General features: G+C 63.3%; 20 protein-coding genes. All 20 read left to right on the top strand.

From position 1 onward, the window contains the following. Positions 1–61 precede the first annotated feature (61 nt). The 20 genes from rpoC to rpsN all read left to right on the top strand — a co-directional run bounded on the left by rpoC (position 62) and on the right by rpsN (position 15,269). A complete protein-coding gene (gene rpoC, locus C4900_RS02730) occupies positions 62–4,267 on the top strand; it encodes a DNA-directed RNA polymerase subunit beta' (RefSeq protein WP_083995807.1) in 4,206 nt (1,401 codons plus the stop codon). 123 nt (positions 4,268–4,390) lie between these two features. Further along, the gene (gene rpsL, locus C4900_RS02735) at positions 4,391–4,765 is read left to right on the top strand and encodes a 30S ribosomal protein S12 (protein WP_065970332.1); all 375 of its coding nucleotides are present in this window, start codon (positions 4,391–4,393) and stop codon (positions 4,763–4,765) included. Positions 4,766–4,842: 77 nt separating this feature from the next. After that, the gene (gene rpsG / locus C4900_RS02740) at positions 4,843–5,313 is read left to right on the top strand and encodes a 30S ribosomal protein S7 (protein ID WP_065970330.1); all 471 of its coding nucleotides are present in this window, start codon (positions 4,843–4,845) and stop codon (positions 5,311–5,313) included. Between the two features lie 38 nt (positions 5,314–5,351). Further along, positions 5,352–7,451, top strand: coding sequence for an elongation factor G (gene fusA, locus C4900_RS02745; RefSeq protein ID WP_065970328.1), 2,100 nt, complete (start codon positions 5,352–5,354; stop codon positions 7,449–7,451). A gap of 33 nt (positions 7,452–7,484) precedes the next feature. Next, positions 7,485–8,675: an elongation factor Tu gene (gene tuf / locus C4900_RS02750; RefSeq protein ID WP_065971275.1), complete on the top strand. Its 1,191-nt coding sequence runs from the start codon at positions 7,485–7,487 to the stop codon at positions 8,673–8,675. Between the two features lie 5 nt (positions 8,676–8,680). Further along, positions 8,681–8,992, top strand: a complete 312-nt coding sequence (rpsJ, locus tag C4900_RS02755) for a 30S ribosomal protein S10 (protein WP_065972132.1) — start codon at positions 8,681–8,683, stop codon at positions 8,990–8,992. A gap of 8 nt (positions 8,993–9,000) precedes the next feature. Then, positions 9,001–9,663, top strand: coding sequence for a 50S ribosomal protein L3 (gene rplC / locus C4900_RS02760; RefSeq protein ID WP_065972131.1), 663 nt, complete (start codon positions 9,001–9,003; stop codon positions 9,661–9,663). Beyond that, positions 9,660–10,283: a 50S ribosomal protein L4 gene (rplD, locus tag C4900_RS02765; RefSeq protein WP_065972130.1), complete on the top strand. Its 624-nt coding sequence runs from the start codon at positions 9,660–9,662 to the stop codon at positions 10,281–10,283. Before rplC ends, rplD begins: the two co-directional genes overlap by 4 nt. Then, complete coding sequence (gene rplW / locus C4900_RS02770) at positions 10,280–10,570, top strand: 50S ribosomal protein L23 (RefSeq protein WP_065972129.1); 291 nt, start codon at positions 10,280–10,282, stop codon at positions 10,568–10,570. The genes rplD and rplW overlap by 4 nt, the downstream gene beginning before the upstream one ends. An 8-nt stretch (positions 10,571–10,578) precedes the next feature. Beyond that, positions 10,579–11,406, top strand: coding sequence for a 50S ribosomal protein L2 (gene rplB / locus C4900_RS02775; protein ID WP_114282274.1), 828 nt, complete (start codon positions 10,579–10,581; stop codon positions 11,404–11,406). 22 nt (positions 11,407–11,428) lie between these two features. After that, the gene (gene rpsS / locus C4900_RS02780; protein ID WP_065972127.1) at positions 11,429–11,707 is read left to right on the top strand and encodes a 30S ribosomal protein S19; all 279 of its coding nucleotides are present in this window, start codon (positions 11,429–11,431) and stop codon (positions 11,705–11,707) included. Positions 11,708–11,709: 2 nt separating this feature from the next. After that, positions 11,710–12,051: a 50S ribosomal protein L22 gene (gene rplV, locus C4900_RS02785; RefSeq protein ID WP_065972126.1), complete on the top strand. Its 342-nt coding sequence runs from the start codon at positions 11,710–11,712 to the stop codon at positions 12,049–12,051. 1 nt (position 12,052) lies between these two features. Continuing rightward, positions 12,053–12,730, top strand: a complete 678-nt coding sequence (rpsC, locus tag C4900_RS02790; RefSeq protein ID WP_065972125.1) for a 30S ribosomal protein S3 — start codon at positions 12,053–12,055, stop codon at positions 12,728–12,730. 13 nt (positions 12,731–12,743) lie between these two features. Then, positions 12,744–13,157 (top strand): 50S ribosomal protein L16, encoded by a 414-nt coding sequence (rplP, locus tag C4900_RS02795; RefSeq protein ID WP_065972124.1) that lies wholly within the window; start codon positions 12,744–12,746, stop codon positions 13,155–13,157. 12 nt (positions 13,158–13,169) lie between these two features. Further along, complete coding sequence (gene rpmC / locus C4900_RS02800; RefSeq protein WP_065972123.1) at positions 13,170–13,361, top strand: 50S ribosomal protein L29; 192 nt, start codon at positions 13,170–13,172, stop codon at positions 13,359–13,361. Positions 13,362–13,364: 3 nt separating this feature from the next. Then, complete coding sequence (rpsQ, locus tag C4900_RS02805; RefSeq protein ID WP_065972122.1) at positions 13,365–13,637, top strand: 30S ribosomal protein S17; 273 nt, start codon at positions 13,365–13,367, stop codon at positions 13,635–13,637. A 71-nt stretch (positions 13,638–13,708) separates the two neighbouring features. Continuing rightward, the gene (gene rplN, locus C4900_RS02810) at positions 13,709–14,077 is read left to right on the top strand and encodes a 50S ribosomal protein L14 (RefSeq protein ID WP_065972121.1); all 369 of its coding nucleotides are present in this window, start codon (positions 13,709–13,711) and stop codon (positions 14,075–14,077) included. A gap of 7 nt (positions 14,078–14,084) precedes the next feature. Next, positions 14,085–14,402, top strand: coding sequence for a 50S ribosomal protein L24 (rplX, locus tag C4900_RS02815; RefSeq protein ID WP_065972120.1), 318 nt, complete (start codon positions 14,085–14,087; stop codon positions 14,400–14,402). Between the two features lie 9 nt (positions 14,403–14,411). After that, positions 14,412–14,954, top strand: coding sequence for a 50S ribosomal protein L5 (rplE, locus tag C4900_RS02820; RefSeq protein ID WP_065972119.1), 543 nt, complete (start codon positions 14,412–14,414; stop codon positions 14,952–14,954). 9 nt (positions 14,955–14,963) lie between these two features. Continuing rightward, a complete protein-coding gene (gene rpsN, locus C4900_RS02825) occupies positions 14,964–15,269 on the top strand; it encodes a 30S ribosomal protein S14 (protein WP_065972118.1) in 306 nt (101 codons plus the stop codon). Positions 15,270–15,276 lie beyond the last annotated feature (7 nt).

The following is a 15,276-nucleotide window of genomic DNA, read 5'->3' on the forward strand; positions in this document are numbered from 1 at the left end:
GTTCTGCGATATTTGACCGCAAACGACAGGCCGCGACTGCGGCCGCGTTGAGGAGATCGACTTGAAAGACCTATTCAATTTGTTTAAGCAGGCAGGCAAGACCGAGGATTTCGATTCCATCCGGATCGGCCTGGCATCCCCGGACAAGATACGCTCGTGGTCTTTCGGGGAGGTCAAGAAGCCCGAGACGATCAATTATCGTACGTTCAAGCCTGAGCGTGACGGGCTGTTCTGCGCAAAGATCTTCGGCCCCATCAAGGACTACGAGTGCTTGTGCGGCAAGTACAAGCGCCTGAAGCATCGCGGCGTGATCTGCGAGAAGTGCGGGGTCGAGGTGACGCTCTCCAAGGTGCGCCGGGAACGCATGGGGCACATCGAGCTGGCAAGCCCGGTCGCGCACATCTGGTTCCTGAAGTCCCTGCCTTCGCGCATGGGCCTGGTCCTCGATATGACCTTGCGCGACATCGAGCGCGTGTTGTACTTCGAGGCCTATGTAGTCGTGGACCCGGGCATGACGCCGCTTGAGCGCAGTCAGCTCTTGTCGGAGGATTCCTATCTCGAGGCCATCGAGCAATATGGTGACGAGTTCGACGCGCGCATGGGGGCCGAGGCGGTCCGCGATCTTTTGCGCGGCATCGATCTCGCCGGAGAGGCCGCCAAGCTGCGCGAGGAATTGGGCGGCACGACCTCGGAGACCAAGATCAAGAAGCTCGCCAAGCGCCTCAAGGTCATAGAGGCGTTCCTGCATTCCGGGAACCGCCCGGAATGGATGGTCATCGAGATCCTGCCGGTGCTGCCGCCGGAGCTTCGGCCGTTGGTGCCGCTCGATGGCGGGCGGTTTGCGACCTCGGACCTGAACGATCTGTATCGGCGCGTGATCAACCGCAACAACCGCCTGAAGCGGCTCTTGGACCTGAACGCCCCCGATATCATCGTGCGCAACGAAAAGCGCATGCTGCAGGAGGCGGTCGACGCACTGCTCGACAACGGGCGGCGCGGCAAGGCGATCACCGGCGCCAATAAGCGCCAGCTGAAGTCGCTCGCCGACATGATCAAAGGCAAGCAGGGGCGCTTCCGGCAGAACCTGCTCGGCAAACGCGTGGACTACTCGGGGCGCTCGGTCATCGTGGTCGGCCCCGCCCTTAAGCTGCATCAGTGCGGTCTCCCGAAGAAGATGGCGCTCGAGCTCTTCAAGCCCTTCATCTTCAGCAAACTCGAGATGCGCGGGTTGGCGACGACCATCAAGGCCGCCAAGAAGATGGTTGAACAGGCGAGCCCCGAGGTCTGGGACATACTCGAGGAGGTCATTCGCGAGCACCCGGTGCTGTTGAACCGGGCGCCCACGCTCCACCGCCTGGGCATTCAGGCCTTCGAGCCCGTGCTCGTCGAGGGCAAGGCCATTCAGCTCCACCCGCTGGTGTGCGCACCCTACAACGCCGACTTCGACGGCGATCAGATGGCGGTGCATGTCCCGCTTTCGTTGGAGGCCCAGCTCGAGGCACGCAGCCTCATGATGTCCTCGAACAACATTCTGTCACCGGCGAACGGTGAGCCGATCATCGTCCCTTCGCAGGACATCGTGCTCGGGCTCTACTACATGACGCGCGTACGCGTAAACGCCCTGGGCGAGGGCAAGGTGTTTGCGGACGTGGCCGAGGTGCATCGCGCCTACGAGAGCCGCAAGGTGGCGCTGCACGCGAAGTGCCGCGTGCGCATACCGGAGGTCACGATCGATGACGCCGGCAACAAGGTGAAGACCATAAAACTGGTCGAGACGACCGTGGGCCGGGCCCTGCTGTCGGAGCTTCTGCCAGACGGCCTCCCCTTTGCGCTGGTGAACCGCGATTTGAAGAAAAAGACCATCTCGGAGCTCATCAATGCCTGCTACCGGCAGGTGGGCCTGAAGGAGACCGTGATCTTTGCCGACCAGCTCATGTATACGGGCTTTGCATTCGCGGCGCGCGCCGGCATCTCGATCGGCGTGAACGACATGGTGACGCCTGCCGAGAAGGCCAAGATCATCGGGGATGCCGAGGCCGAGGTGCGCGGTATTCAGACGCAGTACGCGTCGGGACTGCTTACCGACGGCGAGCGCTACAACAAGGTGGTGGACATCTGGACCCACACCAGCGAGCGCGTGGCCAAGTCGATGATGGACAAGCTCGGCGTCGAAGACGTGGTCGATGCCACCGGCAAGACCGTCACCCAGCCGTCGTTCAACTCGATCTACATGATGGCAGACTCCGGCGCGCGCGGTAGCGCCGCCCAGATTCGTCAGCTCGCCGGCATGCGCGGTCTCATGGCCAAGCCGGACGGGTCCATCATCGAGACGCCGATCACGGCGAATTTCCGCGAGGGCCTGAACGTATTGCAGTACTTCATCTCGACGCACGGCGCGCGCAAGGGCTTGGCCGACACTGCCTTGAAGACGGCCAACTCCGGCTACCTGACGCGCCGGCTCGTCGACGTGTGCCAGGACCTGGTGGTCACGGAGCCCGATTGCGGCACCCAGACCGGGATCCGCAAGAGCGTGATCGTGGAGGGTGGCGAGGTGGTGGTGCCGTTGCGCGAAAGCGTGCTCGGGCGCGTGGTCATAGGGGACGTCGTCGACCCGGCCGACAACACCGTGCTGGTGGCGCATAACGCGCTGCTCGACGAACGCAAGGTGCGTCTGCTCGAGGAGCGCAATATCGATCAGGTGATCGTGCGCTCGCCTGTGACCTGCGAGACCCGTTATGGGATCTGTGCGTTATGCTACGGTCGCGACCTGGGACGGGGTCATCTCGTCAACCAGGGCGAGGCGGTGGGCGTGATCGCGGCCCAGAGCATCGGCGAACCCGGGACCCAGCTCACCATGCGCACCTTCCACATCGGCGGCGCGGCATCGCGCGCCACCGCGGTAAGTGGGATCGAGGTCAAGTCCAATGGTTCGGTGCGCTTCAACAACCTGAAGCTGATTCGCCACGCGAGCGGCAACAATGTGGCGGTATCGCGTTCCGGCGAGCTCGTCGTGCAAGATGATCACGGGCGTGACCGCGAGCGCTACAAGGTACCATACGGCGCCATCCTGAACGTGAGCGAAGGCGACAAGGTCAAGGCCGGGCGCGTGGTGGCAAATTGGGATCCGCATACCCATCCCATCATCACCGAAGTGGCCGGCAACGTGGCCTTCACGGACCTGATCGATGGCGTGACGGTCAACAAGCAGACCGATGAGGTGACGGGGCTTAGCACCTACGTGGTCCTGGATCCGAAGCACCGCTCGGGGGCCAAGGACATCCGCCCGATGATCGCGCTTTTGGATGGGAAGGGTAAGGGTCTCTTCATACCCGGTACCGACATCCCGGCAAAATACATGCTGCCGCCGGGCGCGATCATCACCGTCGAGGATGGACTCAAGGTCGGGGTGGGCGACGTACTCGCCCGCATCCCGCAGGAGAGCTCCAAGACACGTGACATCACGGGAGGCTTGCCGCGCGTGGCTGAGCTCTTCGAGGCGCGCAAGGCCAAGGATCACGCGATCCTGGCGGAGACGAGCGGTGTGGTGTCGTTTGGCAAGGATACCAAGGGCAAGCAGCGGCTGCTGATCACCGACAAGAGCGGCGAGGAACACGAATACCTGATTCCGAAGGGCCGCCATATCATGGTGTTCGAGGGCGAGACTGTGGAGCAGGGCGAGGCTATCGTCGACGGTCCCCCGGTGTCGTCGGATATCCTGCGATTGCTCGGTGTCGAGGCCATGGCCAACTTCATCGTGGATGAGGTCCAGGACGTGTATCGGCTGCAGGGCGTGAAGATCAACGACAAGCACATCGAGGTGATCGTGCGCCAGATGCTGCGCAAGGTGCGCATCATCGATGCCGGCGACACCCAGTTCCTGCCCGGCGAGCAGATCGAGCGGGCGCGCCTGCTGGACGCCAACGAGGAGGTGGAGGCGGCCGGGAAGCGGCCGGCCACCGGCGAGCGCCTGCTGCTCGGTATCACCAAGGCATCGCTCGCTACCGAGTCGTTCATCTCGGCGGCGTCCTTCCAGGAAACGACGCGGGTCCTGACCGAGGCCGCCATAAGCGGCAAGCGCGATCGGCTGCGCGGTTTGAAGGAGAATGTCATCGTCGGTCGTCTGATCCCGGCCGGCAGCGGGCTTGCGCACCATCAGGAACGCAAGCGCAAGCGCGCCGACGAGAAGGATGAGGCCGCGGCCCTGCGCGAGGCCCTGTTGCCGATGCGTGACAAGGGCGACGGCGGCGACAAGGCGGTGTCGGCCTAACGGGTCGGCCCCTGTCGAAGTGCTCTTGACAGGGGCCGCCATTATGCCTAAAATCGCGCACCTTTGAAGCCAGGCCCGTTTGTGCATTGGGGTCTAAGGCCAGCATTTGCATCGGAGTCATGAATGCCCACGATTAACCAGTTGGTCCGTAAGCCGCGGGTACAGCCGCAGAAGAAGACGACGGTGCCGGCCCTAAACGCCTGCCCGCAAAAGCGCGGCGTCTGTACGCGCGTCTACACGACCACGCCGAAGAAGCCGAACTCCGCGCTGCGCAAGGTCGCGCGCGTGCGTCTCACAAACGGCTACGAGGTGACGAGCTACATAGGGGGCGAAGGCCATAACCTCCAGGAGCACTCGGTCGTTCTCATCCGCGGAGGCCGCGTGAAGGACTTGCCGGGTGTACGCTACCACACGGTGCGCGGGTCGCTGGATACCGCGGGTGTTGCGGATCGCCGGCAGGGCCGCTCGAAGTATGGGGCCAAGCGGCCGAAATCCTAAGACGATCATGAAGCAGGGTACGCCGCACATGCCAGTTGCGGCGTTTTCTCGTTCGAAATGGTGTGAAGGTTGAGAATATGCCGAGAAGAAGAGAAGTTCCCAAGCGCCCGACGCGGCCCGATCCGAAATACGGGAGCGAGATGCTCACGAAGTTCATGAGCGTGGTGATGCAAAGCGGCAAGAAGTCGGTGGCCGAGAAGATCATCTACGGGGCGCTTGAGACGATCGCTTCGCGGAACAAGGGCGAGCCGCTGGCCGTGTTCCAGCAGGCCATCGACAATGCCAAGCCCCTGGTCGAGGTCAAGAGCCGGCGGGTGGGCGGCGCGACCTATCAGGTACCGGTCGAGGTGCGTCCGGGCCGGCAGCTCGCCCTGGCGATGCGCTGGGTGGTCGATGCGGCGCGCTCGCGCGGCGAGAAGTCCATGGGTGCGCGGCTTGCAGGGGAATTGCTCGATGCCGCCGAACGTCGCGGCAATGCGGTCAAGAAGCGCGAGGAAGTGCACCGCATGGCGGAAGCCAACAAGGCATTCTCCCATTATCGCTGGTAGAAGACGCAAACTCACGAATTTAGCGTAAGGATCTGGCCGTGGCTCGTACGACACCAATCGACCGTTATCGCAACATCGGCATCATGGCCCACATCGATGCGGGTAAGACCACCACCACGGAGCGGATCCTGTTCTACACGGGCGTGTCCCACAAGATCGGGGAGGTTCATGAGGGCGCGGCCGTCATGGACTGGATGGAGCAGGAGCAGGAGCGCGGGATTACGATCACATCGGCCGCCACGACCTGTTTCTGGAAGGGCATGGCCGCGAATTACCCCGAGCATCGCATCAACATCATCGACACACCCGGTCACGTGGACTTCACCATCGAAGTCGAGCGGTCGCTACGCGTGCTCGACGGCGCGTGTGCGCTGTTTTGTGCGGTAGGCGGGGTCGAGCCGCAGTCGGAGACGGTGTGGCGGCAGGCCAACAAGTACGGCGTGCCGCGTATCGCGTTTGTGAACAAGATGGACCGTGCAGGCGCAAATTTCCTGCGCGTGGTAGAGCAGGTACGGGTGCGCCTGGGCGCGACACCGGTGCCCATCCAGCTGCCGATCGGCGCCGAGGATCGTTTTCAGGGGGTCGTGGATCTCGTGAAGATGAAGGCGATCTATTGGGACGACGCGACCCAGGGTATGCGCTTCGAGGAGCGCGAGATCCCCGCGGAGATGCGCGCGGAGTGCGAGAAGTGGCGGGAACGCATGATCGAGGCCGCCGCCGAGGCCAATGAGACCTTGATGGACAAGTACCTCGGCGGAGAGACGCTGACGGTCGAGGAGATTAAGGCGGGCCTGCGCGCGCGCAGCCTGGCCTCGCAGATCGTCGTGACCTTGTGCGGCTCGGCGTTCAAGAACAAGGGTGTACAGTCGATGCTCGACGCGGTCATCGACTACCTGCCGTCGCCCAGGGAGAAGAAGGCGATCGTCGGGCATCTGGACGACAAGGAGGGCACGACGGTCGAGTGTCCGGCGGACGATGACGCGCCGTTCGCAGCGCTCGCGTTCAAGATAGCGACCGACCCGTTTGTGGGCCAGCTCGTCTACTTCCGGGTCTATTCCGGGGTGCTAAAGAGCGGCGACTCGGTGTTCAATCCGGTCAAGTCCAAAAAAGAGCGCGTCGGGCGGCTTTTGCAGATGCACGCCAACCATCGTGACGAGATCAAGGAAGTCCGCGCCGGCGATATCGCCGCGGCCGTGGGCCTGAAGAACATGACCACGGGTGATACGCTATGCGACCCCGAACGCGTGGTCACGCTTGAGCGCATGGAGTTCCCGGAGCCTGTCATTTCGCAGGCGGTGGAACCAAAGACCAAGGCCGATCAGGAGAAGATGGGTCTGGCGCTGGGGCGGCTCGCCCAGGAGGATCCGTCGTTCCGCGTGCGCACCGATGAGGAATCCGGGCAGACCATCATATCGGGCATGGGCGAGCTGCATCTGGAGATCATCGTCGACCGCATGAAGCGCGAGTTTGGGGTCGAGGCGAGCGTCGGTAAGCCGCAGGTCGCGTATCGCGAGACCATTCGCAAGAAGGTCGAGCAGGAGCACAAGTTTGCCAAGCAAAGTGGTGGGCGCGGCCAGTACGGGCATGTGTTTCTGCGCATCGAGCCGCAGGAGCCCGGGAAGGGCTTTGAGTTCGTCGACGAGATCAAGGGTGGCGTGATTCCGCGGGAGTACATACCGGCGGTCGAGAAGGGCGTGCGCGAGGCCCTTGAGCGCGGTATCCAGGCGGGCTTCCCGGTGGTGGACGTCAAGGTGGCCCTCTATTACGGGTCCTACCACGAGGTCGATTCGTCGGAAAACGCCTTCAAGATGGCGGCAAGCATGGCCTTTCGCGAGGGGTGCCTGAAGGCCGATCCGGCGCTTCTTGAGCCGATTATGGCCGTCGAGGTGGTGACGCCCGAGGATTACATGGGCAGCGTGAACGGCGATTTGAGCTCGCGGCGCGGGGTCATTCAGGCCATGGAAGATGCGCCGGCCGGCAAGGTCGTGCGCGCCGAGGTGCCGCTTGCGGAGATGTTTGGGTACGCGACCTCGCTGCGATCGGCGACGCAGGGCCGCGCGACCTACGCGATGGAGTTCAAGCGCTATGCGGTGGCGCCGAGCAATATCGCAGAACAGGTCATAAAGAAAGCCAGTTAGAACGAAAACGATTCAGCCTACGAGGTACCCACGGTGTCCAAGGGAAAATTTGAACGCACGAAGCCCCATCTGAATGTGGGCACGATAGGCCACGTCGATCATGGCAAGACCACGCTCACGGCGGCCCTGACCAAGGTCCTGTCGACGAAGTTCGGGGGCGAGTTCAAGGCCTACGACCAGATCGACAACGCCCCCGAGGAGCGCGCCCGCGGTATCACCATCGCTACCGCGCACGTGGAGTATCAGACGCCCAGTCGCCACTATGCGCACGTCGACTGCCCGGGGCATGCCGACTACATCAAGAACATGATCACCGGGGCCGCGCAGATGGACGGTGCGATCCTGGTGGTATCGGCGGCCGACGGCCCCATGCCCCAGACCCGCGAGCACATCCTGCTCGCCCGCCAGGTGGGCGTACCCTATATCGTGGTGTTCCTGAACAAGGCCGACATGGTCGATGACAAGGAACTCCTGGAGCTCGTGGAGATGGAGGTGCGCGAGCTCCTCGATCGCTATGAGTTCCCGGGGGACAAGACCCCGATCGTGGTGGGCTCGGCCCTGAAGGCCCTCGAGGGGGACGCGTCCGAGATCGGCGAGCCGGCCATCTTGAAGCTTGCCGAGGCCCTGGACAGCTACATCCCGCAACCCGAGCGCGCCATCGACGGCGCCTTTCTCATGCCCGTCGAGGATGTGTTCTCGATCTCCGGACGCGGCACGGTCGTGACCGGACGCGTCGAGCGCGGCATCGTGAAGGTCGGTGATGAGGTCGAGATCGTGGGTCTGCGGGACACCGTGAAGACCACCGTCACCGGGGTCGAGATGTTCCGCAAGCTGCTCGATCAGGGTCAGGCCGGCGACAACATCGGCGTGCTGCTGCGCGGCACCAAGCGCGAAGAGGTCGAGCGCGGCCAGGTGCTGTGCAAGCCCGGCAGTATCAAGCCCCATACCCGCTTCGAGGCCGAGGTCTATGTCCTGAGCAAGGAGGAAGGCGGGCGCCATACGGCGTTCTTTCAGGGCTACCGCCCGCAGTTCTATTTCCGGACCACCGACGTCACCGGTTCCTGCGATCTGCCCGCCGGGACCGAAATGGTGATGCCCGGCGACAACGTCCGGCTCACGATCAGCCTCATCAGTCCGATCGCCATGGAGGAAGGCCTGCGGTTTGCCATCCGCGAGGGCGGTCGTACGGTGGGTGCGGGCGTGGTGTCGAAGATACTTGAGTAGGGACCATGGCCAACCAAAAGATCAGAATTCGTCTCAAGGCCTTCGATCATAGGCTTATCGATCGCTCGGCTTCGGAAATCGTCGATACCGCGAAACGGACCGGCGCCATCGTCAAGGGCCCAATCCCGCTGCCGACCAAGATCGAACGGTACACCCTGTTGCGTTCGCCGCACGTGGATAAGAGCTCGCGCGATCAGTTCGAGATTCGCACGCATAAGCGGATCATGGACATCATCGAGCCTACGGAGAAGACGGTGGACGCGCTTCTCAAGTTGAATCTCGCAGCCGGCGTGGATGTCGAGATCAAGGTCAGTTAGGAGCGGTCATGGCACTCGGAATAGTGGGCAAGAAGATTGGCATGAGCCGCGTGTTTGCCGCCGACGGCACGGTGGCGCCGGTGACGGTGGTGGCCGTCGAGCGCAACCATGTGGCGCAGATCAAGGACGTCGCGACCGACGGCTACCGCGCGGTGCAGATAGCCGCCGGTACGCGCCGACCCTCGCGGGTTACCAAGGCGCAGGCCGGGCATTTCGCGAAAGCGAAGATCGAGCCGGCGGCAAGCCTGTGGGAGTTTCGCCTGGGGGCGGACGAAGGCCAGGGTCTGGAGGTGGGCGCGGAGGTGCGCGTCGATATCTTTGCCGAAGGCCAAAAGGTGGACGTGCAGGGCACGACCATCGGTAAGGGTTTCGCGGGAGTCATAAAGCGCCATCACTTCGGCGGCGGGCGGGCATCGCATGGTAACTCGCTATCGCACCGCGCGCCCGGCTCCATCGGTCAGCGCCAGACCCCGGGGCGGGTGTTTCCCGGCAAGAAGATGGCAGGCCACCTGGGGGCCAAGACCCGTACACAGCAAAATCTCGTGGTGGTGCGGGTGGATGCCGAGCGCAACATGCTGCTGATTCGCGGCGCGGTCCCGGGATCGGCGGGCTCGGATGTGGTGGTGCGGCCGGCGGTGAAGGCCGGTAAGGCGGAGGCCAAGCAATCATGAAGATGACGGTAGTGAAGGCCTCCGGCGGTACCGAGGAAATGGAGGTTTCGGACGATGCCTTCGCGGTGCCCTTCAAGGAGCATCTCGTGCATCAGATCGTCGTCGCCTATCAGGCCGGCGGGCGCGCGGGTACGCGCGCGCAAAAGAACCGTTCGGCGGTGAGCGGCAGCACGCGCAAGCCCTGGTCGCAGAAAGGCGGCGGGCGTGCGCGCGCGGGCAATATCCGCAGTCCGATATGGCGCGGCGGCGGCAAGACCTTCCCGGCAGCGACCCAGGATTTCAGCCAGAAGGTCAACAAGAAGATGCGGCGCGCGGCGCTGCGCTCGATCATGTCGGAATTGATCCGTCAGGATCGGCTGATCACCGTCGACGAGATGCACACCGGTCCCAAGACCAAGGAACTCCTGGCGCGCCTCGCGGGGTTTGGCATCAACGGACGTTCGCCGGACGTGCTGATCATCGCCGAGAGCGCCGATGACGGCCTGGCGCTGGCGGCACGCAACCTGTACCGCGTCGCCGTGCGGCCGAGCGACCGGGTGGATCCGGTGTCGTTGATTGCGCACGACAAGGTGCTCATGACCGTCGGGGCCGTGAGGAAGCTTGAGGAGATGCTGGCATGACGGCCGATATTTATGGAGTTTTGCTTGCGCCGCACGTCTCGGAGAAGGCGACGCGACTTGCCGAGAAGCATCGGCAGTTTGTGTTTCGCGTGCGCAAGGATGCCACCAAGGCCTCGGTGAAGGCGGCCGTCGAGAAGTTTTTCAAGGTCGAGGTCGCCGATGTACGGGTGACGGTCTTGAAGGGTAAGGCCAAGGGTGGCAAGAACCCCGGGCGGCGATCGGACGTGAAAAAGGCCTATGTGGCCTTGAAGCCCGGTTTTGATATCCAGTTTGGGACGGGGCAATAGGGGGAAGTATGCCAGTCGTCAAGGTAAGACCCACGTCCGCGGGACGCCGCGGCCTCGTCAAGGTAGTCCACCCGGATCTCCATAAGGGCGCGCCGTATGCCGGGCTCGTGGAGAAGAAGGCCAAGATCGATGGCCGCAACAACAACGGGCGGGTATCCGTGCGTCACCGGGGCGGGGCCCACAAGCGGCATTACCGGCTCATCGATTTCCGGCGCGACAAGGACGGGATCGCGGCGCGCGTCGAGCGCCTGGAGTACGACCCGAACCGCAGCGCGCACATCGCGCTCATGTTATATGCCGACGGTGAACGGCGCTATGTGATCGCCGCCAAGGGCCTGGAGATCGGTCAGGAGATCCTGTCGGGCAGCGATGCGCCGATACGGGCGGGCAACTGCCTGCCGTTGCGGAACATCCCGGTGGGCACGACCGTGCATTGCGTGGAGCTCAAGGTCGGGCGCGGCGCGCAGATCGGGCGCTCGGCCGGGGCGTCGCTGCAGTATGTGGCGCGCGAAGGGGATTACGCCCAGCTGCGACTGCGGTCCGGCGAGGTGCGCAAGGTCCATGTGGAGTGCCGCGCAACGATCGGCGAGGTTGGCAACGGCGAGCATTCGTTGCGCAAGCTCGGCAAGGCCGGGGCGTCGCGGTGGCGCGGTATCCGGCCGACCGTGCGCGGCGTGGCCATGAACCCGGTCGACCATCCGCATGGTGGCGGCGAGGGGCGGACGTCCGGCGGGCGCCACCCGGTAAGCCCGTGGGGCACGCCGACCAAGGGTTATAGGACACGAGTCAACAAGCGGACCGACGGCATGATCGTGCGTCGTCGGTACCAGAAGTAACTGAAAAGTGTGAGGGCGCACCGTGCCACGTTCGATTAAGAAGGGACCGTTTCTCGACGACCATCTGGCCAGGAAAGTCGGTGAGGCGCAGAGGACCGGGAACAAGAAGCCGATCAAGACCTGGTCACGCCGCTCGACGATCATGCCGGATTTCATCGGGCTTACGATCGCCGTGCATAACGGGCGCCAGCACGTCCCGGTGCTGATCTCGGACAACATGGTCGGGCATAAGCTAGGCGAGTTCGCGGCCACGCGCACCTTCAAGGGCCATACCGCGGACAAGAAGGCATCCGGAGGCTGATGATGGCGACCAAGGCAGTGTTGAAGAACGTGCATGTGTCGCCGCAGAAGGGGCGATTGGTGGCGGACCTCGTGCGTGGCCTGCCGGTGGGGCGGGCGCTCGAGGTGTTAGCGTTCAGTCCAAAGAAGGCGGCGCGCATCGTGAAAAAGGTGCTGGAGTCGGCGATTGCCAATGCCGAGAACAACGAGGGTGCGGACGTCGACGAACTCAAGATCTCGGAGATCCAGATCAACGGGGCCTCGTCCATGAAGCGTTTTCATGCCCGCGCGAAGGGCCGCGGGGCGCGGATATTGAAGCGCACCAGCCACATCAGCGTCACGGTCGCAGCGAGCGGGGGGAATTGAGATGGGGCAAAAGATCAATCCGATCGGGATGCGGCTTGGGATCGTCAAGGATTGGACGGCGAAGTGGTACGCGCATCGTGGGGCGTACGCCGCCAATATCCGCGCCGACGTGGAGCTGCGCGCGTGGTTGAAGGCCAAGCTTTCGCATGCCGCGGTGAGCTCAATCATCATTCAGCGTCCAGCGCAGAGCGTGACCATCACCATCCGCACGGCGCGGCCGGGGATCGTGATCGGCAAGAAGGGCGAGGATATCGAACGCATGCGCCAGGAGCTCGCGAAGCTGGCGGGCGTGCCCGTGCAGTTGAACGTCGAGGAGATCCGTAAGCCTGAGCTCGACGCCGCGCTGGTCGCGGAAAATATCGCGCAGCAGCTCGAAAAGCGCATCATGTTCCGCCGCGCCATGAAGCGTTCGGTGACCAACGCCATGCGGCTTGGGGCATTGGGCGTGAAGATCATGTGTGCCGGGCGTCTGAACGGTGCCGAGATCGCGCGTACCGAATGGTATCGCGAGGGGCGCGTGCCTCTTCATACGCTGCGTGCGGATATCGATTACGGGGTGGCCGAGGCGCATACGACGTATGGCGTAATCGGCATCAAGGTGTGGATCTTCAAGGGCGAGATCTACGGGCAGATGAACGCCGCGGACGCGGAGACGGAGGGGAAGAAGGCCACGGCCTGATTCCGGTGAACGCATGCTGCAGCCAAAGAGAACGAAGTTTCGTAAGCAACACAAGGGCCGCAACCGCGGGCTCGCTTCGCGCGGCAACAAGGTGAGTTTCGGCGAGTTTGGACTGAAGGCCATGGGGCGCGGGCGACTGACATCGCGTCAGATCGAGGCCGCGCGGCGGGCGTTGACACGCTCCATCAAACGCGGCGGCCGGGTCTGGATCCGCGTGTTTCCCGACAAGCCGATCTCGAAGAAGCCGCTCGAGGTGCGCATGGGTAAAGGAAAAGGTAACCCGGAGTACTGGGTGGCGCTGATCCAGCCCGGCAAGGTGCTCTATGAGATGGAAGGGGTGAGTGAGGCCGTGGCGCGCGATGCGTTTCGTTTGGCGGCCGCGAAGTTGCCGATGCAGACCGCGTTCGTGGCGCGGCAAGTGGCCTAAAGAGGGGCGGTTATGGACCTGAAAGAGATGCGGGCGGCGTCGGTCGAGGAGCAGCGCAAGGAGCTCGAGGCGTTGCGGGAAAGACAGTTTGCGTTGCGTATGCAAAGCGCCACCGGGCAGATTCGTAACGTGAGCGAGATCGCGAAGGTGCGCCGGGATATCGCGCGGATGTTGACGGTTATGCAGCAGGCGGGGAGCCGATAGGCCATGACGGAAACGACAGTGGAGAAGCCCGCGCGTACGGCGACCGGCCGGGTGACGAGCAGCAAGATGGACAAGACGATCACGGTGCTGATCGAGCGGCGGACGCCACACCCGGTATATGGGAAGTTCGTGCGCCGGAGCACCAAGTTGCATGCGCATGATGAGAATAATGAGGGCCAGGAAGGCGATCTGGTCTTGGTGGAGCAGTGCCGTCCGCTTTCGAAGACCAAGACCTGGCGGCTCGTGCGGGTGTTGGACCGTCCGGCTGTTGTATAGGGTCTTTGGGACCGGGTAAATCGATGTTATGATGGCGGGCTACGCAGTGCGCGCCTAACGGAAGGAACACCATGATTCAGATGCAAAGCGTGCTGTCCGTCGCGGACAATAGTGGCGCCAAGAAGGTGCAGTGCATAAAGGTCCTGGGCGGCTCGAAGCGCCGTTATGCGGGCATCGGCGACATCATCAAGATCAGCATAAAGGAAGCGGTCCCGCGCGGGCGCGTGAAGAAGGGCGATGTCTACGACGCCGTGATCGTGCGTACCAAGGTGGGCGTACGGCGGGCCGATGGTTCAGTGGTGCGGTTCGACAGCAATGCGGCGGTGCTTTTGAACCCCCAGCATCAGCCGATCGGCACGCGCATCTTTGGGCCCGTGACTCGCGAGCTGCGCAATGAGCAGTTCATGAAGATCATATCGCTCGCCCCCGAAGTGATATAGGTGCGTCATGCAGAAGATCCGGAAAGGCGATGAAGTATTGGTGCGCGTCGGCAAGGACAAGGGCAAGCGCGGTAATGTGCTCAAGGTCTTCGCCGATGGCCGGGTGTTGGTGGAGAACGTGAATCGGGTCAAGCGGCACGTACGCCCGAACCCCAACAAGAACGTGACCGGCGGCATCATCGAGCGCGAGGCGCCGCTGTCGGGGGCCAACGTGGCGTTGTTCAACAAGGCAACCGGCAAGGGTGAGCGCGTCGGGTTTCGGACCTTGGATGACGGTCGCAAAGTGCGCGTCTTCAAGCGCAGCGGCGAAGTCGTGGATGCGTAGGGGAAGGCGATGACGAGCAGGCTTCAGGATCTGTACGAAAACACCATTCGGCCCGAACTCATGGCGCGCTTCGGATACAAGAATCCGATGCAGGTGCCGCGCGTAGTCAAGGTGACGCTCAATATGGGCGTGGGCGAGGCGCTGGCGGACAAGAAGGTGATCGAGAACGCGGTGGCGGACATGCAGGCCATCGGCGGGCAGAAGCCGATCGTGACGCGCGCGCGCAAATCGGTGGCGGCATTCAAAGTGCGCGAGGATTGGCCGATCGGCTGCAAGGTGACGCTGCGGCGCACGCGCATGTACGATTTCCTGGACCGGCTGATCAGCGTGGCGCTGCCGCGTGTGCGCGATTTCCGAGGCCTACCGGGCCGATCGTTTGATGGCCAGGGGAATTACTCGCTCGGCATCAAGGAGCAGATCATCTTTCCCGAGATCGAATACGACAAGATCGACGCGATCCGCGGGATGGACATTACCATAACGACAACGGCCAAGACCGATGACGAGGCGCGAGCCCTGCTGACGGCCTTCCGGTTGCCGATTCGCGTTTAAGGGGCGGGCATGGCGAAGAAGTCGAAGATATTGCGTAACCGGCAGCGCATGGCGGTGGTGGCGAAGTATGCGCAGCGGCGCGCGGAACTGAAGGCGGCGTCGGTCAACATGCGCCTGTCTGAGGAAGAGCGCCAGCAGGCGTTGGCGGCGCTCGCGAAGCAGCCCCGAAACGCCTGTCCGGTGCGCGTGCGCAACCGCTGTTACATGACGGGGCGTTCGCGGGGCTATTATCGGAAGTTCGGGCTCGGGCGCAACAAGCTGCGCGAGATGATGATGCGCGGGGAGATCCCGGGCGTGGTGAAGGCAAGCTGGTAGGTATAAG

The sequence above is a fragment of the Acidiferrobacter thiooxydans genome (assembly GCF_003333315.1).
In the GTDB taxonomy this organism is placed as follows: domain Bacteria; phylum Pseudomonadota; class Gammaproteobacteria; order Acidiferrobacterales; family Acidiferrobacteraceae; genus Acidiferrobacter; species Acidiferrobacter thiooxydans.

Coding starts and splice junctions, on each gene's coding strand:
- rpsN (WP_065972118.1), top strand. CDS start 14,964: ATGGCGAAGAAGTCGAAGATATTGCGTAACCGGCAGCGCATGGCGGTG.
- rpsQ (WP_065972122.1), top strand. CDS start 13,365: ATGACGGAAACGACAGTGGAGAAGCCCGCGCGTACGGCGACCGGCCGG.
- rplW (WP_065972129.1), top strand. CDS start 10,280: ATGACGGCCGATATTTATGGAGTTTTGCTTGCGCCGCACGTCTCGGAG.
- rpsC (WP_065972125.1), top strand. CDS start 12,053: ATGGGGCAAAAGATCAATCCGATCGGGATGCGGCTTGGGATCGTCAAG.
- rpmC (WP_065972123.1), top strand. CDS start 13,170: ATGGACCTGAAAGAGATGCGGGCGGCGTCGGTCGAGGAGCAGCGCAAG.
- rplC (WP_065972131.1), top strand. CDS start 9,001: ATGGCACTCGGAATAGTGGGCAAGAAGATTGGCATGAGCCGCGTGTTT.
- rpsG (WP_065970330.1), top strand. CDS start 4,843: ATGCCGAGAAGAAGAGAAGTTCCCAAGCGCCCGACGCGGCCCGATCCG.
- rpsJ (WP_065972132.1), top strand. CDS start 8,681: ATGGCCAACCAAAAGATCAGAATTCGTCTCAAGGCCTTCGATCATAGG.
- rplE (WP_065972119.1), top strand. CDS start 14,412: ATGACGAGCAGGCTTCAGGATCTGTACGAAAACACCATTCGGCCCGAA.
- rplV (WP_065972126.1), top strand. CDS start 11,710: ATGGCGACCAAGGCAGTGTTGAAGAACGTGCATGTGTCGCCGCAGAAG.
- rplB (WP_114282274.1), top strand. CDS start 10,579: ATGCCAGTCGTCAAGGTAAGACCCACGTCCGCGGGACGCCGCGGCCTC.
- rplX (WP_065972120.1), top strand. CDS start 14,085: ATGCAGAAGATCCGGAAAGGCGATGAAGTATTGGTGCGCGTCGGCAAG.
- rplD (WP_065972130.1), top strand. CDS start 9,660: ATGAAGATGACGGTAGTGAAGGCCTCCGGCGGTACCGAGGAAATGGAG.
- rpsL (WP_065970332.1), top strand. CDS start 4,391: ATGCCCACGATTAACCAGTTGGTCCGTAAGCCGCGGGTACAGCCGCAG.
- rplN (WP_065972121.1), top strand. CDS start 13,709: ATGATTCAGATGCAAAGCGTGCTGTCCGTCGCGGACAATAGTGGCGCC.
- rplP (WP_065972124.1), top strand. CDS start 12,744: ATGCTGCAGCCAAAGAGAACGAAGTTTCGTAAGCAACACAAGGGCCGC.